The 19255-nt window shown below is 62.2% G+C and carries 19 protein-coding genes; 7 read left to right on the forward strand and 12 right to left on the reverse strand.

The genetic code is table 11. From position 1 onward, the window contains the following. Positions 1–34: 34 nt before the first annotated feature. The 4 genes from HJC00_RS27865 to HJC00_RS27880 form a co-directional block, all read right to left on the reverse strand. Positions 35–1663: a CTP synthase gene (locus tag HJC00_RS27865; protein ID WP_064806148.1), complete on the reverse strand. Its 1629-nt coding sequence runs from the start codon at positions 1661–1663 to the stop codon at positions 35–37. A gap of 144 nt (positions 1664–1807) precedes the next feature. Further along, a complete protein-coding gene (secG, locus tag HJC00_RS27870; RefSeq protein ID WP_221156411.1) occupies positions 1808–2326 on the reverse strand; it encodes a preprotein translocase subunit SecG in 519 nt (172 codons plus the stop codon). 118 nt (positions 2327–2444) lie between these two features. Then, positions 2445–3215, reverse strand: a complete 771-nt coding sequence (gene tpiA / locus HJC00_RS27875) for a triose-phosphate isomerase (protein ID WP_221147712.1) — start codon at positions 3213–3215, stop codon at positions 2445–2447. A 125-nt stretch (positions 3216–3340) separates the two neighbouring features. Beyond that, positions 3341–4240, reverse strand: a complete 900-nt coding sequence (locus HJC00_RS27880) for an alpha/beta hydrolase (RefSeq protein ID WP_221164967.1) — start codon at positions 4238–4240, stop codon at positions 3341–3343. Positions 4241–4448: 208 nt separating this feature from the next. Here HJC00_RS27880 and parE point away from each other — a divergent pair, with 208 nt between their 5' ends. The 3 genes from parE (at position 4449) to HJC00_RS27895 (ending at position 9193) form a co-directional block, all read left to right on the forward strand. After that, positions 4449–6536: a DNA topoisomerase IV subunit B gene (gene parE / locus HJC00_RS27885; protein WP_221164968.1), complete on the forward strand. Its 2088-nt coding sequence runs from the start codon at positions 4449–4451 to the stop codon at positions 6534–6536. A gap of 199 nt (positions 6537–6735) precedes the next feature. Next, complete coding sequence (locus HJC00_RS27890; protein ID WP_221164969.1) at positions 6736–7875, forward strand: esterase-like activity of phytase family protein; 1140 nt, start codon at positions 6736–6738, stop codon at positions 7873–7875. Positions 7876–7990: 115 nt separating this feature from the next. Further along, entirely contained in the window at positions 7991–9193 is a 1203-nt protein-coding gene (locus tag HJC00_RS27895) for an AI-2E family transporter (protein ID WP_210631248.1), read from the forward strand. Between the two features lie 17 nt (positions 9194–9210). On the opposite strand, the gene HJC00_RS27900 is transcribed toward HJC00_RS27895, so the two are convergent. Next, positions 9211–9669 (reverse strand): GNAT family N-acetyltransferase, encoded by a 459-nt coding sequence (locus HJC00_RS27900; RefSeq protein WP_221147715.1) that lies wholly within the window; start codon positions 9667–9669, stop codon positions 9211–9213. Positions 9670–9800: 131 nt separating this feature from the next. Here HJC00_RS27900 and HJC00_RS27905 point away from each other — a divergent pair, with 131 nt between their 5' ends. Beyond that, positions 9801–10220: a hypothetical protein gene (locus HJC00_RS27905; RefSeq protein WP_221164970.1), complete on the forward strand. Its 420-nt coding sequence runs from the start codon at positions 9801–9803 to the stop codon at positions 10218–10220. Here HJC00_RS27905 and HJC00_RS27910 read toward each other — a convergent pair. The 3 genes from HJC00_RS27910 to HJC00_RS27920 form a co-directional block, all read right to left on the reverse strand. Then, positions 10217–11362 carry a DUF2336 domain-containing protein gene (locus HJC00_RS27910; RefSeq protein ID WP_221164971.1) on the reverse strand — a complete coding sequence of 382 codons (1146 nt, stop codon included), beginning with the start codon at positions 11360–11362 and terminating at the stop codon, positions 10217–10219. The genes HJC00_RS27905 and HJC00_RS27910 overlap by 4 nt on opposite strands. Positions 11363–11464: 102 nt before the next feature. Then, a complete protein-coding gene (locus tag HJC00_RS27915; protein WP_221164972.1) occupies positions 11465–12076 on the reverse strand; it encodes a flavin reductase family protein in 612 nt (203 codons plus the stop codon). After that, entirely contained in the window at positions 12076–12660 is a 585-nt protein-coding gene (locus HJC00_RS27920) for a nitroreductase (RefSeq protein ID WP_210631243.1), read from the reverse strand. The genes HJC00_RS27915 and HJC00_RS27920 overlap by 1 nt, the downstream gene beginning before the upstream one ends. Positions 12661–12773: 113 nt before the next feature. On the opposite strand from HJC00_RS27920, the gene HJC00_RS27925 reads away from it, so the two are divergent. Beyond that, a complete protein-coding gene (locus HJC00_RS27925) occupies positions 12774–13877 on the forward strand; it encodes a hypothetical protein (RefSeq protein ID WP_221164973.1) in 1104 nt (367 codons plus the stop codon). A gap of 258 nt (positions 13878–14135) precedes the next feature. Here the strand turns inward: HJC00_RS27925 and thrS are convergent, their stop codons facing one another. From thrS to HJC00_RS27945, 4 genes are all read right to left on the reverse strand, one after another. Then, a complete protein-coding gene (gene thrS, locus HJC00_RS27930; RefSeq protein WP_221147718.1) occupies positions 14136–16142 on the reverse strand; it encodes a threonine--tRNA ligase in 2007 nt (668 codons plus the stop codon). Positions 16143–16264: 122 nt separating this feature from the next. Beyond that, entirely contained in the window at positions 16265–16792 is a 528-nt protein-coding gene (locus tag HJC00_RS27935; RefSeq protein ID WP_210631240.1) for a DUF1697 domain-containing protein, read from the reverse strand. A gap of 115 nt (positions 16793–16907) precedes the next feature. Next, the gene (gene yidD, locus HJC00_RS27940; protein WP_221147719.1) at positions 16908–17312 is read right to left on the reverse strand and encodes a membrane protein insertion efficiency factor YidD; all 405 of its coding nucleotides are present in this window, start codon (positions 17310–17312) and stop codon (positions 16908–16910) included. 5 nt (positions 17313–17317) lie between these two features. Beyond that, positions 17318–17764, reverse strand: coding sequence for an iron-sulfur cluster assembly scaffold protein (locus HJC00_RS27945; RefSeq protein WP_210631238.1), 447 nt, complete (start codon positions 17762–17764; stop codon positions 17318–17320). Positions 17765–18074: 310 nt separating this feature from the next. On the opposite strand from HJC00_RS27945, the gene folE reads away from it, so the two are divergent. Continuing rightward, entirely contained in the window at positions 18075–18689 is a 615-nt protein-coding gene (folE, locus tag HJC00_RS27950; RefSeq protein WP_064802729.1) for a GTP cyclohydrolase I FolE, read from the forward strand. Between the two features lie 25 nt (positions 18690–18714). Further along, entirely contained in the window at positions 18715–19167 is a 453-nt protein-coding gene (gene hisI, locus HJC00_RS27955) for a phosphoribosyl-AMP cyclohydrolase (protein ID WP_210631237.1), read from the forward strand. The last annotated feature ends 88 nt before the right edge of the window (positions 19168–19255 follow it).

Here is a 19255-nt window from a genome sequence, read left to right on the forward strand (position 1 = left end):
TCGCGCATAACCGCGCGATCTGGCGCCGCATGCGTCAGACGAGACGGCTCTGTTCGGTCGCCGCTTCGATGAAGCTCGCAAACAGTGGATGCGGGTCGAGCGGCCGGCTCTTCAGTTCCGGGTGATACTGCACGCCGATGAACCACGGATGGTCGGGATATTCGATCGTCTCCGGCAGCACGCCATCGGGCGACATGCCGGAGAAGACGAGGCCGCAGCTCTCGAGCCGGTCCTTGTAGTCGATGTTGACCTCGTAACGGTGGCGATGACGCTCGGAAATATCCGTCGAGCCGTAGATATCCGAGATCTTCGTGCCCTTCTTCAGCGCCGCCTTGTAGGCGCCAAGACGCATGGTGCCACCGAGATCGCCGGCCGCCGTGCGCTTTTGCAATTCATTGCCCTTGACCCATTCAGTCATCAGGCCGACCACAGGCTCCTTCGCCGGGCCGAACTCGGTCGATGACGCATCCGGCACATCGGCAAGATTGCGCGCCGCTTCGATGACGGCCATCTGCATGCCGAAGCAGATGCCGAAATAAGGCACTTTTCGTTCGCGGGCAAAGCGCGCCGCATGGATCTTGCCCTCTGAGCCGCGCTCGCCGAAGCCGCCGGGCACCAGGATGCCATGCACCTTTTCGAGATAGGGTGCGGGATCTTCCTTCTCGAAGACCTCCGACTCGATCCATTCGAGCTTGACCTTGACGCGATTGGCAATGCCGCCGTGATGCAGCGCCTCGATCAGCGACTTATAGGCGTCCTTGAGGCCGGTATATTTGCCGACGATCGCGATCGTCACCTCGCCTTCCGGCGTACGGATGCGATTGCAGACCTCTTCCCACTGGTCGAGACGCGGCTTCGGCGCCGGCTCGATGCCGAAAGCGGCCAGCACTTCGTCGTCGAGTCCTTCCTTGTGGTAGGCCATCGGCACGTCGTAGATGTTGGCCACATCAAGCGCCTGGATGACGGCCGACGGACGCACGTTGCAGAACAGCGAGAGCTTGCGGCGCTCGGCTTCCGGAATTTCGCGGTCGGCGCGCACAAGCAGGATATCGGGGTGAATCCCAAGCGCCTGCAGCTCCTTCACCGAATGCTGGGTCGGCTTGGTCTTGAGCTCGCCGGCCGCCGGAATGTAAGGCATCAGCGTCAGATGGACGTAGACGGCGGTGCCACGCGGCAGGTCGTTGCCGAGCTGGCGGATCGCTTCCATGAAGGGCATTGCCTCGATGTCGCCGACCGTGCCGCCGATCTCGCAAATGACGAAGTCGTAGTCCTGATTGCCCTCGGTGACGAAATCCTTGATCTCGTTGGTGACGTGCGGGATGACCTGCACCGTCGCGCCGAGATAGTCGCCGCGGCGTTCCTTGTCGATGATGTTCTTGTAGATGCGGCCGGTGGTGATGTTGTCGGTCTTGGTCGCCGAACGCCCGGTGAAGCGTTCGTAATGGCCGAGATCGAGATCGGTTTCCGCGCCATCGTCGGTGACGAAGACCTCGCCGTGCTGGGTCGGGCTCATCGTGCCCGGGTCCACGTTCAGATAAGGGTCGAGCTTGCGAAGCCGGACCCGATATCCACGGGCCTGCAGCAACGCTCCGAGAGCCGCGGCCGCAATTCCTTTTCCGAGGGAGGAAACCACGCCGCCAGTGATGAATACGTATCGCGCCATGGGCTTCACCGGATACCTTTTCAAAAACGATTCCGCCAGCCCCAAAAATTCTTTTCCGGAATTTTCGGAGGGTGGCGCGGGAATCTGAACAAAAGAAAACCGGCAGACCCGAGGGCCTGCCGGCGGTTTATGTCGAAGTCCGGTTTACTGTCCCGTCGGGACGCCGGAAGGCTGAGCCGGCGCCGGCGCGGCCGGAGCTGCGGGCGTTGCCGGGGCAGACGCTGCCGGAGCTGTCGTTGAAGGCGCGGTGGCTGCCGGAGCCTCTGCTGCGGGAGCTTGCGCGGCCGGAGCCTGCTGTGCGGGCGCAGCCGCACCGCTGCTTGGAACACCGTTGCCGGCCGGCTGGTTCGCCGGGGTCTGTGCACCGCCGCCGAGCGAATCGAGAATGCCGTTGCCCTGGCCGCTCGTCGCGGGGATGCGGTTGAGAATGTCGCTCGGACGACCCTCGTAACGCGTCAGTATGCCGAGGCCGAGCGAGGTGAGGAAGAACAAGGTCGCAAGGATCGCGGTCGTGCGAGTCAGCGCATTGGCCGTCCCGCGGGCCGACATGAAGCCCGAACCGCCGCCGATGCCGAGGCCGCCGCCTTCCGAGCGCTGGATGAGCACGACGCCGACGAGGGCGAGCACGATCATGAGATGGATGACAATCAATACTGTCTGCATGGGTCCAGTCCTGCCCGTCTGGAGACGGACATAAATAAGAATTCTGGCGGCTCTTTACATGAGGCTCTCGCCTATTCCAAGCCCTTCTGCCGGAATAAACCGAGCTATGAACAACGCGTCAGGCGAGCAGCGCCTCATAGGCCCGGTAGATGGCGAGGAAGTCGGCAGCTTTCAAGCTCGCTCCACCGATCAGCGCGCCGTCAACATTGGCGATGCCAAGCAGTTCCCCGGCATTGGCGGGCTTGACCGAGCCGCCATAGAGAAGCCGCATCTTACGGCCTTCGTCGCCGAAGCGGGACACGAGCTCCGCACGCATGAAGGCATGCGCCTTCTCAACATCCCCCGATGTCGGCGTGACACCAGTGCCGATCGCCCAGATCGGCTCGTAGGCGATGACTGTATTCTCGGCGGTTGCGGCATCGGGAACCGAGGCGGAAAGCTGGCGCTTGATGACGTCAAGTTCCTGCCCGGCGCGGCGTTCTTCGGCCGTCTCGCCGATGCAGATGATCGCAGTGAGATCGGAGGCGAAAGCCGCCTCCGCCTTGGCGCGGACCAGATGGTCCGTCTCGGCGTGGTCGGTGCGCCGTTCGGAATGGCCGACGATCACATAGGTGCCGAAGCTATCGGCGATCATCTCGGCCGATATGTCGCCGGTATGCGCGCCGGACGGCTTCTGGTGGCAGTCCTGCGCGCCGATCGCAAGCGGGCTGTCGGTGCAGAGCGCGGTTGCCACGTAGAGCAGCGTCGTCGGCGGGCAGATCAGCGCCTCGACCTTTTCGGCGAACGGCGGACGAACACCCTCGGCGATCGCCTTGATCTGATCCAGGGAGGCACGCGTGCCGTTCATTTTCCAATTTCCCGCCACCAGCGGGCGCACGTCAGGTGTCATGCCGGCCTTCCACAAACTTCATATCCCTGGCCGCATTATCAAAAGCTTGCGGCAAAGGAAAGCATCATGCCTCTGACGTAACGGGAATCTCTGCGATCTCGCATATTTTTTGCCGAAATCCTTCGTCAGCGGCCGAGAACCCAGTTCAGAACCCTCCGCCAGTCGATCATCCGGATCGGCGTTCCGTGGTTTCCGGTCTGAAACAACGTGAAATGCGTCGGATATTTCGCCTTTTGCAGGCTCTCGAACAGCGCCTGCTGGTCGGCGGCGGCGTAGACCGGATCGCGGCTGCCATGCGCGAACCAGAGCGGCAGTTTCGCCTTGTAAAACGCGCTCCTGGTGAAATCGGGATCGGTGACACCGCTCATAACAAGCATGCCCTTCAGCCGCTTGACACTGTCGCCGTCACGCGCAACGCCCCAGCAAATCTGACTGCCCATCGAAGCGCAGGAAAGCACGATCGGCCGGCCGGGCGATTGCGCGCTGGCATAACGGATCAGTTCTTCGATCGCGGCAACGCCGTTGCTGTCGAAGCTCCTGACCGTCGGCGAATAATAGACCCCGCCATTGCCGGCGACGAGGTTCTTCAGCCGGTTGAAATTGCCGCCGAAGCTGTAATCATTGGCCCCGAGCCGGCGGTCGCCATCGCGGCCGTGAATGAAAATCACCGTGAAGGCGGCATTCTGAGATGGTCCCACCCTGGTGACATCGAGCCTGATGCCGTCGAGCGAGAGGGTTTCGTCCGCCTGGGTCTTGCGGATGCCGAGCGACACATATTTCTGCTGCGCCCGCTTCTCCGGAATCTGGTCGCGGCCGTTGATATCGCGCATCTCGTCGTAGTCGATCACCTCGGAGGCGCCGCCGTCGCTCGTCTGCAGCACAGTCTGCGTCGAGAACAAATCGTCCTTGAAAGGCGGCAGGACGTCGGCCGCCCGTGCCGGTCCGCCGGCGGAAAGAACGGCTGCTGACAAGAAAAACGCCGCAATTGCGGTGAAAACAGTGCAATGACTTGTGGACATTCGCATGCGGATGGTTTCCTGAAGCCTGCCGCCGCTTGCCATTCCGCGCCCGGCAACGCAAATCATGTCTCAAAGGCCGCCAAAAGAGGCGGTGTCGCGTATAGAGGTGCTTTCTGGCAGAATCTGCCTGATTCGCAAACGTGACGTGAAATGCGGTGATTTTGGGCCGGCGGCGGATGCCAGCTCGAGACAGGATAAAGATCTGAACGGCTCCATGGACGACAGCAACGACCTTTTTTCCGGACTGCCCCTTTCCGAAAAACGCGAGGAGGCGCAGAAGCCCGCCGCGCCGAGCGAACGTCCGCCGGCGGCCGCTCCCTTGACGACCGTGCCCTCGGCGGCGGCGCGCCCAGCACTCGTCGCCTCGAACGCGGATGACTATGGCGCCTCCTCGATCCGGGTTCTGGAAGGTCTCGAGCCGGTGCGCATGCGTCCTGGCATGTATATCGGCGGCACCGACGAAAAGGCGCTGCATCACCTCTTCGCCGAAGTCATCGACAACGCGATGGACGAAGCGGTCGCGGGACACGCCAATTTCATCGAGGTGCATCTCGACCTGCAGGGCTATCTCACCGTCTCGGACAACGGCCGCGGCATTCCGGTCGAAAACCATCCGCAGGTCCCCGGCAAGTCGACACTCGAAGTCATCATGACCAAGCTGCATGCTGGCGGCAAATTCGACGGCAAGGCCTATGAGACTTCGGGCGGCCTGCATGGCGTCGGCGTGTCGGTGGTCAATGCGCTCTCCGACTTCCTCGAAGTCGAGGTAGCGCGAAACCGCAAGCTTTACCGCCAGCGCTTTTCCCGCGGCCTGCCGCAGGGCGGACTCGAAGAACTGGGCGACGTCCACAATCGCCGCGGCACCCGCGTGCGCTTCCATCCCGATCCCCAGATCTTCGGGGAGCACATGAAGTTCGAGGCCGCTCGCGTCTTTCGCATGGCGCGCTCCAAGGCCTATCTGTTCGGCGGCGTCGAGATTCGCTGGAGCTGCGAGCCTGGCGTACTGCCTGAGGGGTCGGAGGTGCCCGACAAGGCCACCTTCCACTTCCCCGGCGGCCTGAAAGACTATCTCCAGGCGACGATGGGCAAGGAATTCACCGTCACCCGCGAGATCTTCGCCGGCAAGACCGAGAAGGCCAGCGGCCACGGCTCGATGGAATGGGCGATCACCTGGTATGGCGGCGATCCGCAGGTGCATTCCTATTGCAATACCATCCCGACTCCGGAAGGCGGCACCCATGAGGCCGGCCTGCGCATCGCGCTGACCAAGGGGCTGAAGGCCTATGCCGAGCTGACGCAGAACAAGCGCGCCGCCCAGATCACCACCGACGACGTGATGATCTCCGCCGTCGGCATGCTGTCGGTCTTCATCCGCGAGCCGGAATTCGTCGGCCAGACCAAGGACAAGCTTGCGACCGTCGAGGCCCAGCGCATCGTCGAGAACGCGCTGCGCGATCCCTTCGACCACTATCTCGCCGACAACCCGAACGAGGCGGCCAAGCTGCTCGACTGGGTGATCGAGCGCGCCGAGGAGCGCCTTCGCCGCCGCAAGGAAAAAGAAGTCAATCGCAAGACGGCGGTGCGCAAGCTGCGCCTGCCCGGCAAGCTCGCCGACTGCTCGCAGAATACCGCCGAAGGCGCCGAACTCTTCATCGTCGAGGGCGATTCGGCAGGAGGTTCGGCCAAGCAGGCGCGCAACCGCGCCAACCAGGCGATCCTTCCGCTCCGCGGCAAGATCCTCAACGTCGCCAGCGCCGGCCGCGAGAAGTTCGGTGCAAACCAGCAGCTCGCCGATCTCATCCAGGCGCTTGGCTGCGGTACGCGCTCGAAATACCGGCAGGAAGATCTGCGCTACGAGCGTATCATTGTCATGACCGATGCCGATGTCGACGGCGCCCATATCGCCTCGCTGCTTATCACCTTCTTCTACCAGGAAATGCCGGAACTGGTGCGTGGCGGCCATCTCTTCCTCGCCGTGCCGCCGCTCTACAAGATCACCCAAGGGGCGAAGTCCGCCTATGCGCGCGACGACAATCATCGTGCCGAGCTGATGCAGACGGAATTCAAGGGCAAGGCCAAGGTGGAGATCAGCCGCTTCAAAGGTCTCGGCGAGATGATGCCCGCCCAGCTCAAGGAAACCACCATGGACCCGGCCAAGCGCACCTTGCTCCGGGTGCTGATCGACGAGGTGGATTTCGAGGGCACGCGCAGCGCCGTCGACGATCTGATGGGCACCAAACCCGAGGCCCGCTTCCGCTTCATCCAGGAGCGTGCGGCCTTCGCCGAAAACCTTGATATTTAAACACGTCTCAGGCGCGCCGAACGATCTGACAGATACGCCCGGCGCGCCGCATTTTAGCATCTGCGATTTCACGGAACTGACGAAGAACCGTAACAACTCCGTCAAATAACCGGCGCATGAAGCGGACGGCGCGCGGACCTCCCCCGGGAATGGCGCCTGCGCCGGTTCGAGCCGTTTTCAACCTTTGCCGGATTTTGCCATGACCAAGCGTTTTGCTGCGACCGCCGCTTTCGTTCTCCTGTCCAGCACCGTCACCGCCAGCGCCACCGACATCGGCGCCACCTTCGAAAGCGCCTGCCCCTTCGGCGATTGCGCCGCCGGCATTTCGCTCTCCTATCTCGGTGAATTCATCATATCCACGGGGCACATGGAAAACGGCGTCGAATTCGGCGGCATATCAGGCCTCGATTTCGATGCCGCCACCGGCCACTATATCGCCATCAGTGACGACCGTTCGGACAGGGCACCCGCCCGCTTCTATGAACTCGACATCGATGTCGATGCGTCGGGCCTCAAGGGCGTTTCCGCCGTCAAGCATGTGACGCTGAAAAACAAGACCGGTGAACTCTTCGCCGCCAAGACCGTCGACCCGGAATCGATCCGTCTCGGCAAGGACGGCATCTACTGGGGCAGCGAAGGCGACGCCAAGGTGCTGCTGCCGCCCTTCATCCGCGTCACGACGCCGGACGGTTCATTCGTACGCGAGTTCAAGCTGCCCGAGGGCTTTGCTCCGACCATCGACAAGTCGGCCGGCATCCGCGACAACCTCGCTTTCGAGGATCTCGCCGTCGCACCCTCGTTTGATGTTTTCGTCGGCGTCGAAGCCGCCCTCTACCAGGATGGGCCGAAGCCGTCACTGACGACGGGCAGCCTGTCGCGCATCATCCGCTATGACGGCGCAACGGGCGAGCCGAAGGCTGAGTATGTCTATCCGATCTCGCCGATCCCGCAGGCCGCCACCAAGGCCGACGGCGGCAATGACAACGGCATGTCGGAAATGCTTGCGCTTGACGATCACCGCCTGCTCGCCGTCGAGCGCAGCTATGCCGAAGGTTTCGGCAATAACATCAAGATCATGATGGTCGATCTCGCCGACGCCACTGCCGTATCCGCCATCGCCTCCCTCGCCAAGAGCGACCAGCGTGTGGTCCCCGCCCGCAAGAGCCAGGTTCTCGATCTCAGGGCAATCGGTCTCGTCCCGGACAATATCGAGGCGATGTCGCTCGGAAAGGCCAAGGACGGTACCGACGTCCTCATCCTCGGCTCCGACAATAATTTCTCGACCCACCAGAAGACGCAATTCTACGCCTTCAAGGTTCTCAGCCGCCCGCGGCAGTAAGACGCCGCGTCTGACGGCCGAACAGTGATGCTTTATATCGGCTTTCGCGGCGCGGACCTTGAAACCGCCGGGTTCATGGCCCATAACCAGAGTACAAGAATAAGAAGAGGCGCGCGTGGGTGTGTTCAACCGTCAGAAAACCAATCATGAGCCGCGATGGCTGGGGTCATCGGCGCCGACACGCACACCGCTGATTCCCTCCATTTCGGCGGCGCGCTGGCTGCTGGTGCTGGTCGCCGCCGCCGGCGTGTATTTCTTCTACGGCTTCCTCGTGCCGGTGCTTGCAGCCCTGGTCATCGGCTTCGCCAGCTGGCCGCTCTATCGCAAGCTGCTTGCCCGCGTCGGCGGCAATACCACGGTCGCGGCGACCATCGCCATCATCATGATCGTCACTTTCCTGGTCATCCCGATCGTGCTTGCGATCACCTATACGACAGGCGAAGTGCGCAATTGGGTCGCCTGGGCGATCCACGCCAACCGCGCCGGCGCCCCGACGCCGGACTGGATCGTCGCACTGCCTTGGGCAGGCGCCTATCTCGATGAGATCTGGACAAAATATATCGGCAGTCCCGGCGCCTTGGGTGAGGTCATCCAGGCGGTTAGCGGCGCCAATATCGGCAACATCTATCGCGCCGTGCTGGCAGCCGGCGGCGGCGCTTTCCATCTTCTCCTGACGCTGCTCTTCATGCTGATCGCGCTGTTCTTCGTCTATCGCGACGGCTTCTCCTTCTCCAAGCAGATCGACATGCTGGGCGAGCGCATCCTGCCGAACCGCTGGGAACGCATTTCCCGCGTCGTTCCGGCAACGATCAGCTCCACCGTCATGGGCATGACGCTGATTGCAATCGGCGAAGGCATCGTGCTCGGTGTGGCTTATTGGATCGCCGGCGTGCCGTCTCCGGTAACGCTCGGCGTGCTCACGGGGGTGATGGCCCTGATACCCGGCGGTGCGCCGCTCTCCTTCACGCTGGTTTCCATCTATCTCCTGGCGAGCGGCTCGCATGTCGCCGGCGTCGGCCTGTTCGTCTGGGGCACTGTCGAGCTTTTCATCGTCGACAAGACGCTGCGGCCGAAGCTCGTGGGCGGCCCGATCAAGCTGCCCTTCCTGCCGACCTTTTTCGGCCTTGTCGGCGGCGTCAAGACGATGGGCTTTCTCGGCCTGTTCATCGGCCCGGTGCTAATGGCGCTGATCGTCGCCATCTGGCGCGAATGGATCCACGAGGCCCGCAACGCCGAGAGCAACGAGACGATACCGCCGATCGTCATCGACGAGCAGGCACCGCCGGCGAAGCCGGTCCCGCGCGTCGCCGAAGGCTGACCTGTCTTCAAAGACCGCTATCCCAGCCGCTTTTCCATGAACAGGCTGAGCGGATCCGGTAGATAGGTGCCGAAAGCCTCGATCTCCCGATATCCGTATTTGCGATAGAGGGCGATCGCCTCCGGCTGATAGATGCCGGTCTCGAGCCGGACTGCCGTCAGCCGCTTTTCCCTCGCGATCGCCTCCAGCGCATTCATCAATCCGCTCGCAATCCTCAATCCCCTCGCCTGCGGGTCAACGAACATGCGCTTGATCTCCGCCGTGCCGTCGCCGGCCTCGACCAGCGCGCAGCACCCGACGATCGCCCCCTCATTGCGGGCGACGAAGAAGCTTACCGAAGGTTTCTCCAGCAAGGAGAGGTCGACCAGGTGGTTGCTCTCCGCGGGATAGAGCGACGCTGCATAGGCGTCGGAGAGATCGAGAAGGCGGATGACGCCGTCCTGGCGCGGCGGCTCCTGGGCGATGGTGACGGACATGCTAGTTTCCAATGTTTGCGGGAGGCGCAAATTTTTGCTGACCTGACGAAGAGTTAATGCCTTCGCCTTCTTTCGGTTGGAATTGGGCCGTCTAAGGCGATCTCAGGGTTCAATAGCCAAGGAGGCAGAATATGCAAGCGGTGCTCATCGCAATGACCATTCTCGGTTGCGACGATTCCGTCAGCCAATGCAGCTATGTCGCGACGGTCGACAAGCGCTGGGAGACCGTTACCGCTTGCGATGCCGAAGCCGAACGCCGGCTCAAGGCCTATGCCAATGTCAGCTATCCCTCGGTGATCGCCGTGTGCGAGGCGCCGAAAGCGCTTGCCGCCGCCGCACCCCCGAAACCGGCGCCCTTGCCTGCCGCCGCGGGCGACGCCGCTCCTGCGGCACCTGAAGAACCAACAGGACTCGCCAGCTTTGCTGAAAACATCGCCGGCCAGGTCCGTTCACATCTGCCATCCGGCCGTGACGTCAAGGAGACGCTGTCCAAACCCGTGCATTTCGTATCCGCCAGCTATTCCTGGGTAGTGACCCGGCTGAACGACTAGGCCGCCGCAAGCGCCGCATAGACACGGGCCGATTGTCGCTGTTCGGCGACGTGAAGCTTTTCCACCATGTCGAGCAGTTCTCCGGCCGCGCCGTGTGCGCCATGGTGATGGCGGAATTTTTCGAGAAGACGGCCGCCGACGGTGCCCAGCACGCTGCCCGGGGCTTTTCGAGCGGCCTCGCGCCACAGAAGCGTCGCCTCGACGAAGATCACGCTGATATCCCTCGGCAGGCCGACGGATTCGTAGAGGGCGCGCACGGCATGCATGCGCCCGGTTGCCAGGATCGAGCGCACCCTTCGCTCGCTGCACGCCGTCAGATCGACGATCGCAGCAGCGAAAAAGTCCAGCTTACCAGCGCAGAGCGCATGCATTAGCAAGGACGGCGTCAGCCGGCCGTTGAGGCGCAGATGCTCGACGAGATCCGGTATCTCCCGCGGCGCAATATCCCCGGCGATCGAAACGATGGCTGCCTCGGTCGCCTCGCGGCTGATGCGCTGGAGCCGCTGCAGGCCGATCGCCGCCTGCGCCAGCGGCAGGCCGACCAGCGCATTGCTGACATGCTGGGTGAGCAGCTGGCGGGCATCGGCCGGAAGATCGCTGCGGTCGAGCAGCAGGTTGCGGATATCACAACAATCGCCAAGCCGCTCGGCGATGCGCTTCAACGACTGGCCGGAGATGGCCGCGCCGTCGTTTTCGAGCAGGCAGAGCAATTCGTCTTCATCGCCGACCTCCGCGAGTGCAGCCGAGACCGGGCGCGTGACATAGGCCCTGGCCGCAATCAGCATGCGGGTGGCGCCGCTGCCGCGTGCGGCGAGGTCGACGAGATCGGCGTCGCTAAGAAGCGGCGAACAGGTGACGGCGTGGCAGGCAACCTCGGGCTGGTCCGCGGCAAGCGAAAGGATCAGGCTGCGCGGCGCGTCGGGCGACCAGGCGATCGCCTCGGCCAGCGCAAGCCGCACACGCGGCGACGGGTCATCGAGAAGAAAGGTCATCGCCATCTCGGCTGCCGCCCGCTCCTCGCCGCTCATCTCGGATTGCAGATAGGCTCGACCGAGCGCATTCGCGGCCCTGGCCCGGTCGCCGGTCTTGGCAGTTTCTATCCAACGAAGGAAAGCTTCTACGATCACGCGATGCCTCAGCACTTGAACGCGATTCCTTACGCGTTCCATTCAATGCTGTGACCGTAGCGACAAAAGGTTTAAGATTGGTTCACCATATTTCTTAAGCCTTTGTATGCTTTGCGCTCAGACCTTTGGCATCTGCGGCCGGAACATCTCGAAAACATCGCTGCCTTCGCTGTAGTCCATGTAGCCCATGCGCGCGACGGGCCGGGCGATCGACATGTCGAGGCGGCCGTCCCTGACGATCGCCTCGTCGATATGGATGCCGACCACCTCGCCGAAGACGAGAATGTTTTCGGACGGCGCACCCGATAATGTCTTCGGCTCGATGATCTCGGTGACCCTGCATTCGAGCACGGCATATGCCTCACCGACATAGGGCGCGTCGATCAGTTCGGACTGTCTCGGCGTCAGCCCGGCGAAATCGAATTCGCTGTTGCCGTAAGGCAGCGCCGCCGAGGAGCGATTCATCTTTTCAGCGAGATCGCGGCTGACGAAATTGCAGGTGAAGGCGCCGGTCTCCGCCGCATTGCGCTGGCTGTCCTTGCGACCGGCGGAGGAAAACATCACCAGTTTCGGCCGGTCGGCAACGGCGTTGAAAAAGGAATAGGGAGCAAGATTGACCGAGCCGTCCCTGCCCTTGCTGCCGATCCAGCCGATCGGCCGCGGCGATACGATCGCCTTGAAGGGATCATGTGCGAGCCCGTGTCGATTGCTGTCGGTGGTGTAGAACATCAGTCCGCTCCGCCGACCCAGGTCACGGTATCGGCAAGCTCCGGCCGCGGCCGTTCGATCGCCGGAAATGTCGTTGAGCCGATATGGATGAAGCCAGCCACCTTTTCGCCGGACTCGAGGCCGAGCAGCGGATAGGCGCGCTGGTCATAGGCGAACCATTCCGTCAGCCAGTTGGCGACGTAGCCGCTGGCATTGGCGGCGAGAATGACATTGAGGCAGAGTGCGCCCGCCGACATCAGCTGCTCCCATTCCGGGATCTTGATATGCGGCCCCGCCTTGCTGACGACGGCGACGACGACCGGCGCTCGGGTGAAGCGGGTGCGCTCGACCTGGATCATCTCTTCGGAAAGCTCCGGCTTGGTCTCGAGCGCCAGTTTGAGAAGCTCCTCGCCGAGGCGCGCACGCTCATCTCCGCGATAGACGATGAAGCGCCAAGGGGCGATCTTGCCGTGGTCGGGAACACGCGAAGCAAGCCGCAGGATCTCTTCGATCTCGGCTTTTTCGGGGCCGGGTTCGCACATCTGGAAAGCGGGGATCGAACGACGCACGGCGAGGTAATCGATCAGCTTGATATCGGATTTCATGCGGGAGAAACTTTCATTTTTATGCTGCTGCAAAGCGTGGGTCTTGAATTTGCCATCGCGTTGGTCTTGAAGTGGCCTTTGCGATTTCAGAAGTCAATCGGTTCACGAAACAGATGTTTGGCATTTCGCCTCTTGCACGCATCGGCCTCGCCATCGCGCTGATGGTATTGATGCCCGTCGGCGCCGGTGCGCAGGATGCCTTCAAGGACTTCAAACAGCTCGATTCGACATCGAAGATGCCGAAGCTCAACGCCTTCATTGCGCCCGGCACCGCGCCCGAAGGAGCCAAGCTGCGCGACATCGAAATGGAAGCCAAGCTGACGGCCGACGGTACGCCTGTCGAGGATGGGCTTTCCTGGTATGTCTTCAGCCCGATCGCTGGCACCGACGGCAAGCTGCCGCTGATCGCCAGCGCCAAGGGCGGACCCGCTGCCTTCCAACTCGCGCCGGGCGATTATTTCGTCAATGTCTCCTTCGGCCGCGCCGGCGTCACAAAGAAGTTGACCGTGCCCGCTGACGGCGAGGTCGACAAGCAGGTGATGGTCCTCGATGCCGGCGGCTTGCTGCTCAACGCCGTCTCCGGCACCGATGCCCGCATCCGCCCCGACCAGTTGAGTTTCTCGATCTATTCCTCGGAAGTGCGCGACGACGGTGAGCGCGGCCTCGTCGTGGCCGATGTCTCGCCGAACACTGTCGTGCGCCTCAATGCCGGCACCTATCACGTCGTTTCCGAATATGGCAGCGTCAACGCCGTCATCCGCGCGGACATCCAGGTCGAGGCCGGCAAGCTCACAGAGGCAACGATCCAGCACCGCGCCGCCCAGATGACCTTCAAGCTGGTCTCCGAAGCCGGCGGCGAGGCGATCGCCGACACCGCCTGGTCGATCCTGACGGCAGCCGGCGACAGTGTCGGCGAAAGCGTCAGCGCCTTCCCGACCATGGTCCTTGCCGAAGGCGAATACTCGGCCGTCGCCCGCAACAAGGACAAGATCTATCAGCGCGATTTTACAGTGGTTGCCGGCCGCAATACCGATGTCGAAGTTCTGATGAAGGACCAGCAGCCGCAACAGCCCGAGAGCCCGGCGGCCCGCACGGTGCAGCAGGCGCCGGCCGGCACGCCGCCGCCCCCGGGTGTCCAGCCGGCTCCGGAGGAGCCTCTGCCCTCCTACGAACAGCTCGTGCCGCAGGGCGGCGGCGACGGCGCCAGCCTGGATTGATTCTGCCGGGCACGCTTCTGCGGCGTACCAGCGATCAAGCCGATCGGCCGGCGTTCTGCAGCGCCGCGCGTCTGATCAGACGTGCAACGACCCTACCATTTTGGATCTACGCATCGGCCGATACCGCTAGACTAGGCGCGCATTTCATTCATTGGCAGGAAGATTTGGAAGTGGAGACGGGAGGCGCACGAGTGGCTGCCCCTCGCGAAAGACATTTCCGACAGCGCCGAAATCGGCGCTGTCGTATTCCCCCTATTTTCAGGCCGCCTTGACTTTCTTTGCCTCGGCCTTGCGACGGACGTCGGGCGGCGTCGCCTCGAGCATGAGGCTCTCGACGGCGGCGTCAAGCTCCATCGAAACCTGGTCCTGGCTGCCGAGGCGGCGGATGTTGACCGTGCGCTCCTCGGCCTCCTTCCTGCCGCAGACGATGATGACAGGAACCTTGGTGACCGAGTGCTCGCGGATCTTGTAGTTGATCTTCTCGTTGCGGAAGTCGGTCTCGACGTTGAGGCCGGCATCGCGCAGCGCCTCGGCGACTTCAAGCCCATAGGCGTCAGCTTCGGAAGTGATCGTTGCGACCACCACCTGCAGCGGCGATACCCAGAGCGGCATGTGACCGGCGAAGTTCTCGATGAGGATGCCGAGGAACCGCTCCATCGAGCCGCAGATGGCGCGGTGGATCATCACTGGCTGCGTCTTTTCGGAGTTGCTGTCGATGTAGAAGGCGCCGAAGCGTTCCGGCAGGTTGAAGTCGACCTGCGTCGTGCCGCACTGCCATTCGCGGCCGATCGCGTCCTTCAGCGTATATTCGAACTTCGGCCCGTAGAAGGCGCCCTCCCCCGGCAGGATGCCGGTCTTGATGCGGCCCTCGGACTGCGCCTCGATCGTCTTCAGGACATCGGTCATGACGGCTTCGGCGCGATCCCAGAGAGCATCGGAGCCGACGCGCTTTTCCGGCCGGGTGGAAAGCTTGACGACGATTTCCTTGAAGCCGAAGTCTTCGTAGACCGACAGGATGAGATCGTTGATCTTCAGGCATTCGGCCGCCATCTGCTCGTCCGTGCAGAAGATGTGCGCGTCGTCCTGCGTGAAGCCGCGCACCCGCATCAGGCCATGCAGTGCGCCCGAAGGCTCGTAGCGATGCACGAGACCGAATTCCGCCAGACGGATCGGCAGTTCGCGATAGGACTTCAGGCCATGCTTGAAGATCTGCACATGACCGGGGCAGTTCATCGGCTTCAGCGCAAAGACGCGGTTATCAGCCTCCTTGTCTTCCGGATGCGTCATCGCATGCGCCGATTTCACGGCGAACATGTTCTCCTGATACCAGCCCCAGTGACCCGACGTTTCCCAAAGCGAGGTGTCGAGCACCTGCGGCGCGTTGACTTCTTCATAATCAACAGCGAGTCGGCGGCGCATATAGGCGACGAGCGTCTGGAAGATGCGCCAGCCCTTGCCATGCCAGAAGACGACGCCCGGGCCTTCCTCCTGGAAGTGGAAGAGGTCCATCTCGCGGCCGAGCTTGCGATGGTCGCGCTTCTCGGCTTCGGCCAGCATATGCAGGTAGTTGTCGAGATCGGCCTGGTCTGCCCATGCCGTGCCGTAGATGCGAGACAGCATGGCGTTGTTGCTGTCGCCGCGCCAGTAGGCGCCGGCGACCTTCATCAGCTTGAAGGCGGTGCCGACCTGGCCGGTGGAGGCCATATGCGGGCCGCGGCAAAGGTCGAACCATTCGCCCTGGTTGTAGATCTTCAGATCCTGCCCTTCCGGGATCGCATCGACGAGCTCGACCTTGTACTGTTCGCCCTTGGCGGCGAAGACTTCCTTGGCCTTTTCACGCGACCAGATCTGCTTGGTGAACGGCGCGTTGCGGGCGATGATTTCCTTCATCTTCTTTTCGATCTTCGGCAGATCGTCGGGCGTGAAGGGTTCGTTCTTGGCAAAGTCGTAATAGAAGCCGTTCTCGATGACGGGACCGATCGTTACCTGCGTGCCGGGCCAAAGCTCCTGCACGGCTTCGGCCATCACGTGCGCGGCGTCATGGCGGATGAGTTCCAGCGCGCGCGGGTCCTTGCGGGTAATGATCTCGATCTTGCCGTCGGTAACGGCATCGGAAAGGTCGCGCACGCCGCCGTCGATCGCAATGGCGACGGCGCTCTTGGCGAGCGACTTGGAAATGGATTCGGCGACATCCCGGCCGGTGGCGCCAGCCGGGAAGCTGCGCATGGAACCATCAGGGAATGTTAGGGAAATGACTTCAGACATCGAAATTCTCCTTGTCCAGTCCCGCCAACGAATGCGGGTGGTTGCAACGACAGCGCTTCTCTTTGTTCGATGCGCTGCCGCCTGATACTCAGATTTCGCCCGGGAGTAAAGAAGCAGCCGGCTCACATGATCATCTGCGCAAGACCGCAAACGGTGTTCCAGTTGCGCATGGTTCCGACGCCGAGGCGCTTGGTCGTCAGCGCCGAAAGCAGTTTCGATTGGCTCGGTTTGCCGGCGAAATCGATCCAGAGATCGCCGCCGACGACGGCGAGGCGTTGCCCTTCCGCCATCAGCGGTTTCAGCGCCTCCACCTTCTCAGGATCGATCGGCAGGCGCATCACCCGGACGATCACCTGGTCTCCGCTGCCGTCCCGGAAGGGATTGGTGCCGCAGAGCGCCATCCAGGTGCAGTCGCTGCGCACGATGATATCGACATGTTTGCCGAACTTCTCTTCGAAACCCTCTTCCAGCGCGACCTCGAGTTCATGCGGACGTATTTGGTCGGCCTCGAAAACCAGATTGCCCGTTGAAACCAGCGTGCGCGGCTCGCGATAGCCGAGTTCTCTGGCAAGCGCGCGCAAGTCTTCCATGATCACCCGGCGGTCGGGCGAGAGCACGATGCTGTGCAGGAGGGCGACAAACATGCTCATGGCCACTCGCTCTCCTCCTCGCAGTCGTAGTCACCGAACAGTGACCGCGCCTCTCGCATCATCGCTGCCCTGACCTCCGAAACACAATGATGTTCGCTGAGCATCGTCACTGCGTTCACCCATTCTTGCGTCCAAGGGCGAGATAGCGCCATGGGGTCCACCAGCGAAAATCGTTGCCGAGTGTCTCAGGCACCGGGTCGAGGCCGCTGGTGCCGCCCGGACCGCAGCGGCCGACGCGAAACAGCGTCATCCAGCCGCCAGCCCATAATCCGTGACGGGCGATCGACTCGTAACCATATTCCGAACAGGTCGGGATATGGCGGCAGGAGTTGCCGACAAAGCCGGAAAGCGTCAGCTGATAGAGACGGATAAGCCCCATGCCGAGCAGGCGGTCCGGGGTCTTGCGGAACGGCCCGCTATAATTGCGGGAGCAGCGTGCGGATTTTTCGATCGGCCGTCTCGATCCGGCCGCGCCGCCATCGTCCTCATCGTCAGCCTGCCGGACGCAGAACTCGCACATCTCGGTTACGCCTCGACAACTTCCGCCTGTTTCGCCTCGATCTGCCCGATCGCGTCGACGACCGCGTCGAAGGTCAGCATCGTCGAAGCATGGCGGGCCTTGTAGTCCCGCACGGGCAGGAGATAACGCATGTCTTCGAACCGTCCGCCGGGCCCTGCCCCATCCGCCTTCAGCATGGCGAGCATGTCCAGACGCGCCTGCCGCAATTCGCCCGATGTCGCGCCGACAACATGGCGGGCCATGATCGAGGACGAGGCCTGGCCGAGCGCACAGGCCTTCACGTCATGGGAAAAACCGGTCACGACATCGCCATCCATCTTCAGCCAGATCCGCACCTTTGAGCCGCAAAGCCTGGAGTGCGCCTGGGCGGTCGCATCGGCATCATCAAGCGTCCCGGTCAACGGAATATTGCCGGCGAATTCGAGGATTTTGCTGTTGTAGATGTCGTCCATGCTGGATTTCCGCTCCAAAATCGCTGCGGATCGGCCTAGATCGGGCTGTCATTGTCGTTGAAACAAAAAACACACCGTGTCATCTGAGGATACTTACATATAATGGCCGTCTTCCTATATGTATGTCGTTCCAAGGCCATGAAAATGCAATGGCCTTGTGTAAGTTTGATTGGGAAACCGTGCCGGATGGGCGCTTGAATTAGCCCTGAAAGCCCCGGAGCCTGCCAAAGGTGCATGAATTCCCGCATGGGACTGACCAGTGGCGATTCCGACAGATGGGTCCGCGACGCGGGCCAGGAGACCATTGATCATGGACGCCATCGTAAAGAACTTTCCGCAGCCGAACCGCGACTCGGACCGCCCTTCCCAGCAGGAGGCCGAGGAAGCCGTTCGCGTTCTGTTGCGCTGGGCCGGTGACGATCCGACGCGCGAAGGCCTCATCGAGACGCCAGCCCGTGTCGCCAAAGCGTACCGCGAGCTTTTTGCCGGTTACGACATGGCGCCGGAGGATGTGCTTGGCCGAACCTTCGAGGAAGTCGCCGGTTACGACGACATGGTCCTTGTCAAGGACATTCCGTTCTACTCGCATTGCGAACACCATATGGTGCCGATCATCGGCAAGGCCCACGTCGCCTACATGCCTGATGGCCGCGTCCTCGGCCTGTCGAAGATTGCTCGTGTCGTCGAGATTTATGGCCGGCGCCTGCAGACCCAGGAAACGATGACGGCCCAGATTGCCCGGGCCATCGACGATACGCTCAATCCGCGGGGTGTTGCCGTACTGATCGAGGCCGAACATATGTGCATGGCGATGCGTGGCGTTCAGAAGCAGGGTTCGACCACCTTGACCACGACGTTTACCGGAACGTTCAAGACCGAACCGGCCGATCAGGCCCGTTTCATGAGCATGGTGCGGAGCCGCTGATACCGGCTCCCTCAGGAGGGCCGAAATGAGTCAACTGATCTTCAATCAACCATCCGAGGACAAGTCGGCGTTGGAAGACGCCGGCGATTTCACGCCGCGTTTCGACGACCGCGGCCTGATCACCGCGATCGTCACCGACGCCGGCGATGGCGAACTGCTGATGGTGGCGCATATGAACGCCCAGGCCCTGGCGCTGACCATCCAGACGGGCACGGCCCATTATTTCAGCCGGTCGCGTGGCAAGATCTGGAAAAAGGGCGAGACCTCGGGCAATCTTCAGACGGTGAAGGAAATTCGAACCGATTGCGACCAGGACGCCATCTGGTTGAAGGTCGAGGTCGCCGGCCATGACGCCACCTGTCACACCGGCCGCCGTTCCTGCTTCTATCGGACGGTGACGCTGCGCGACGGAAAGCCGATGCTCGACATTGTCGACGACGAGCGTCATTTCGATCCGCACGAGGTCTACGGAAAATAGACTGAAAGTCCCCGCATTTGCCCCTTATTGTGCCAGAAACCGGTTCTATATACCTTTTGGCAACCGATCGGGCACACTATCGTGACAT

This window comes from Rhizobium sp. NLR22b (assembly GCF_019685295.1).
In the GTDB taxonomy this organism is placed as follows: domain Bacteria; phylum Pseudomonadota; class Alphaproteobacteria; order Rhizobiales; family Rhizobiaceae; genus Rhizobium.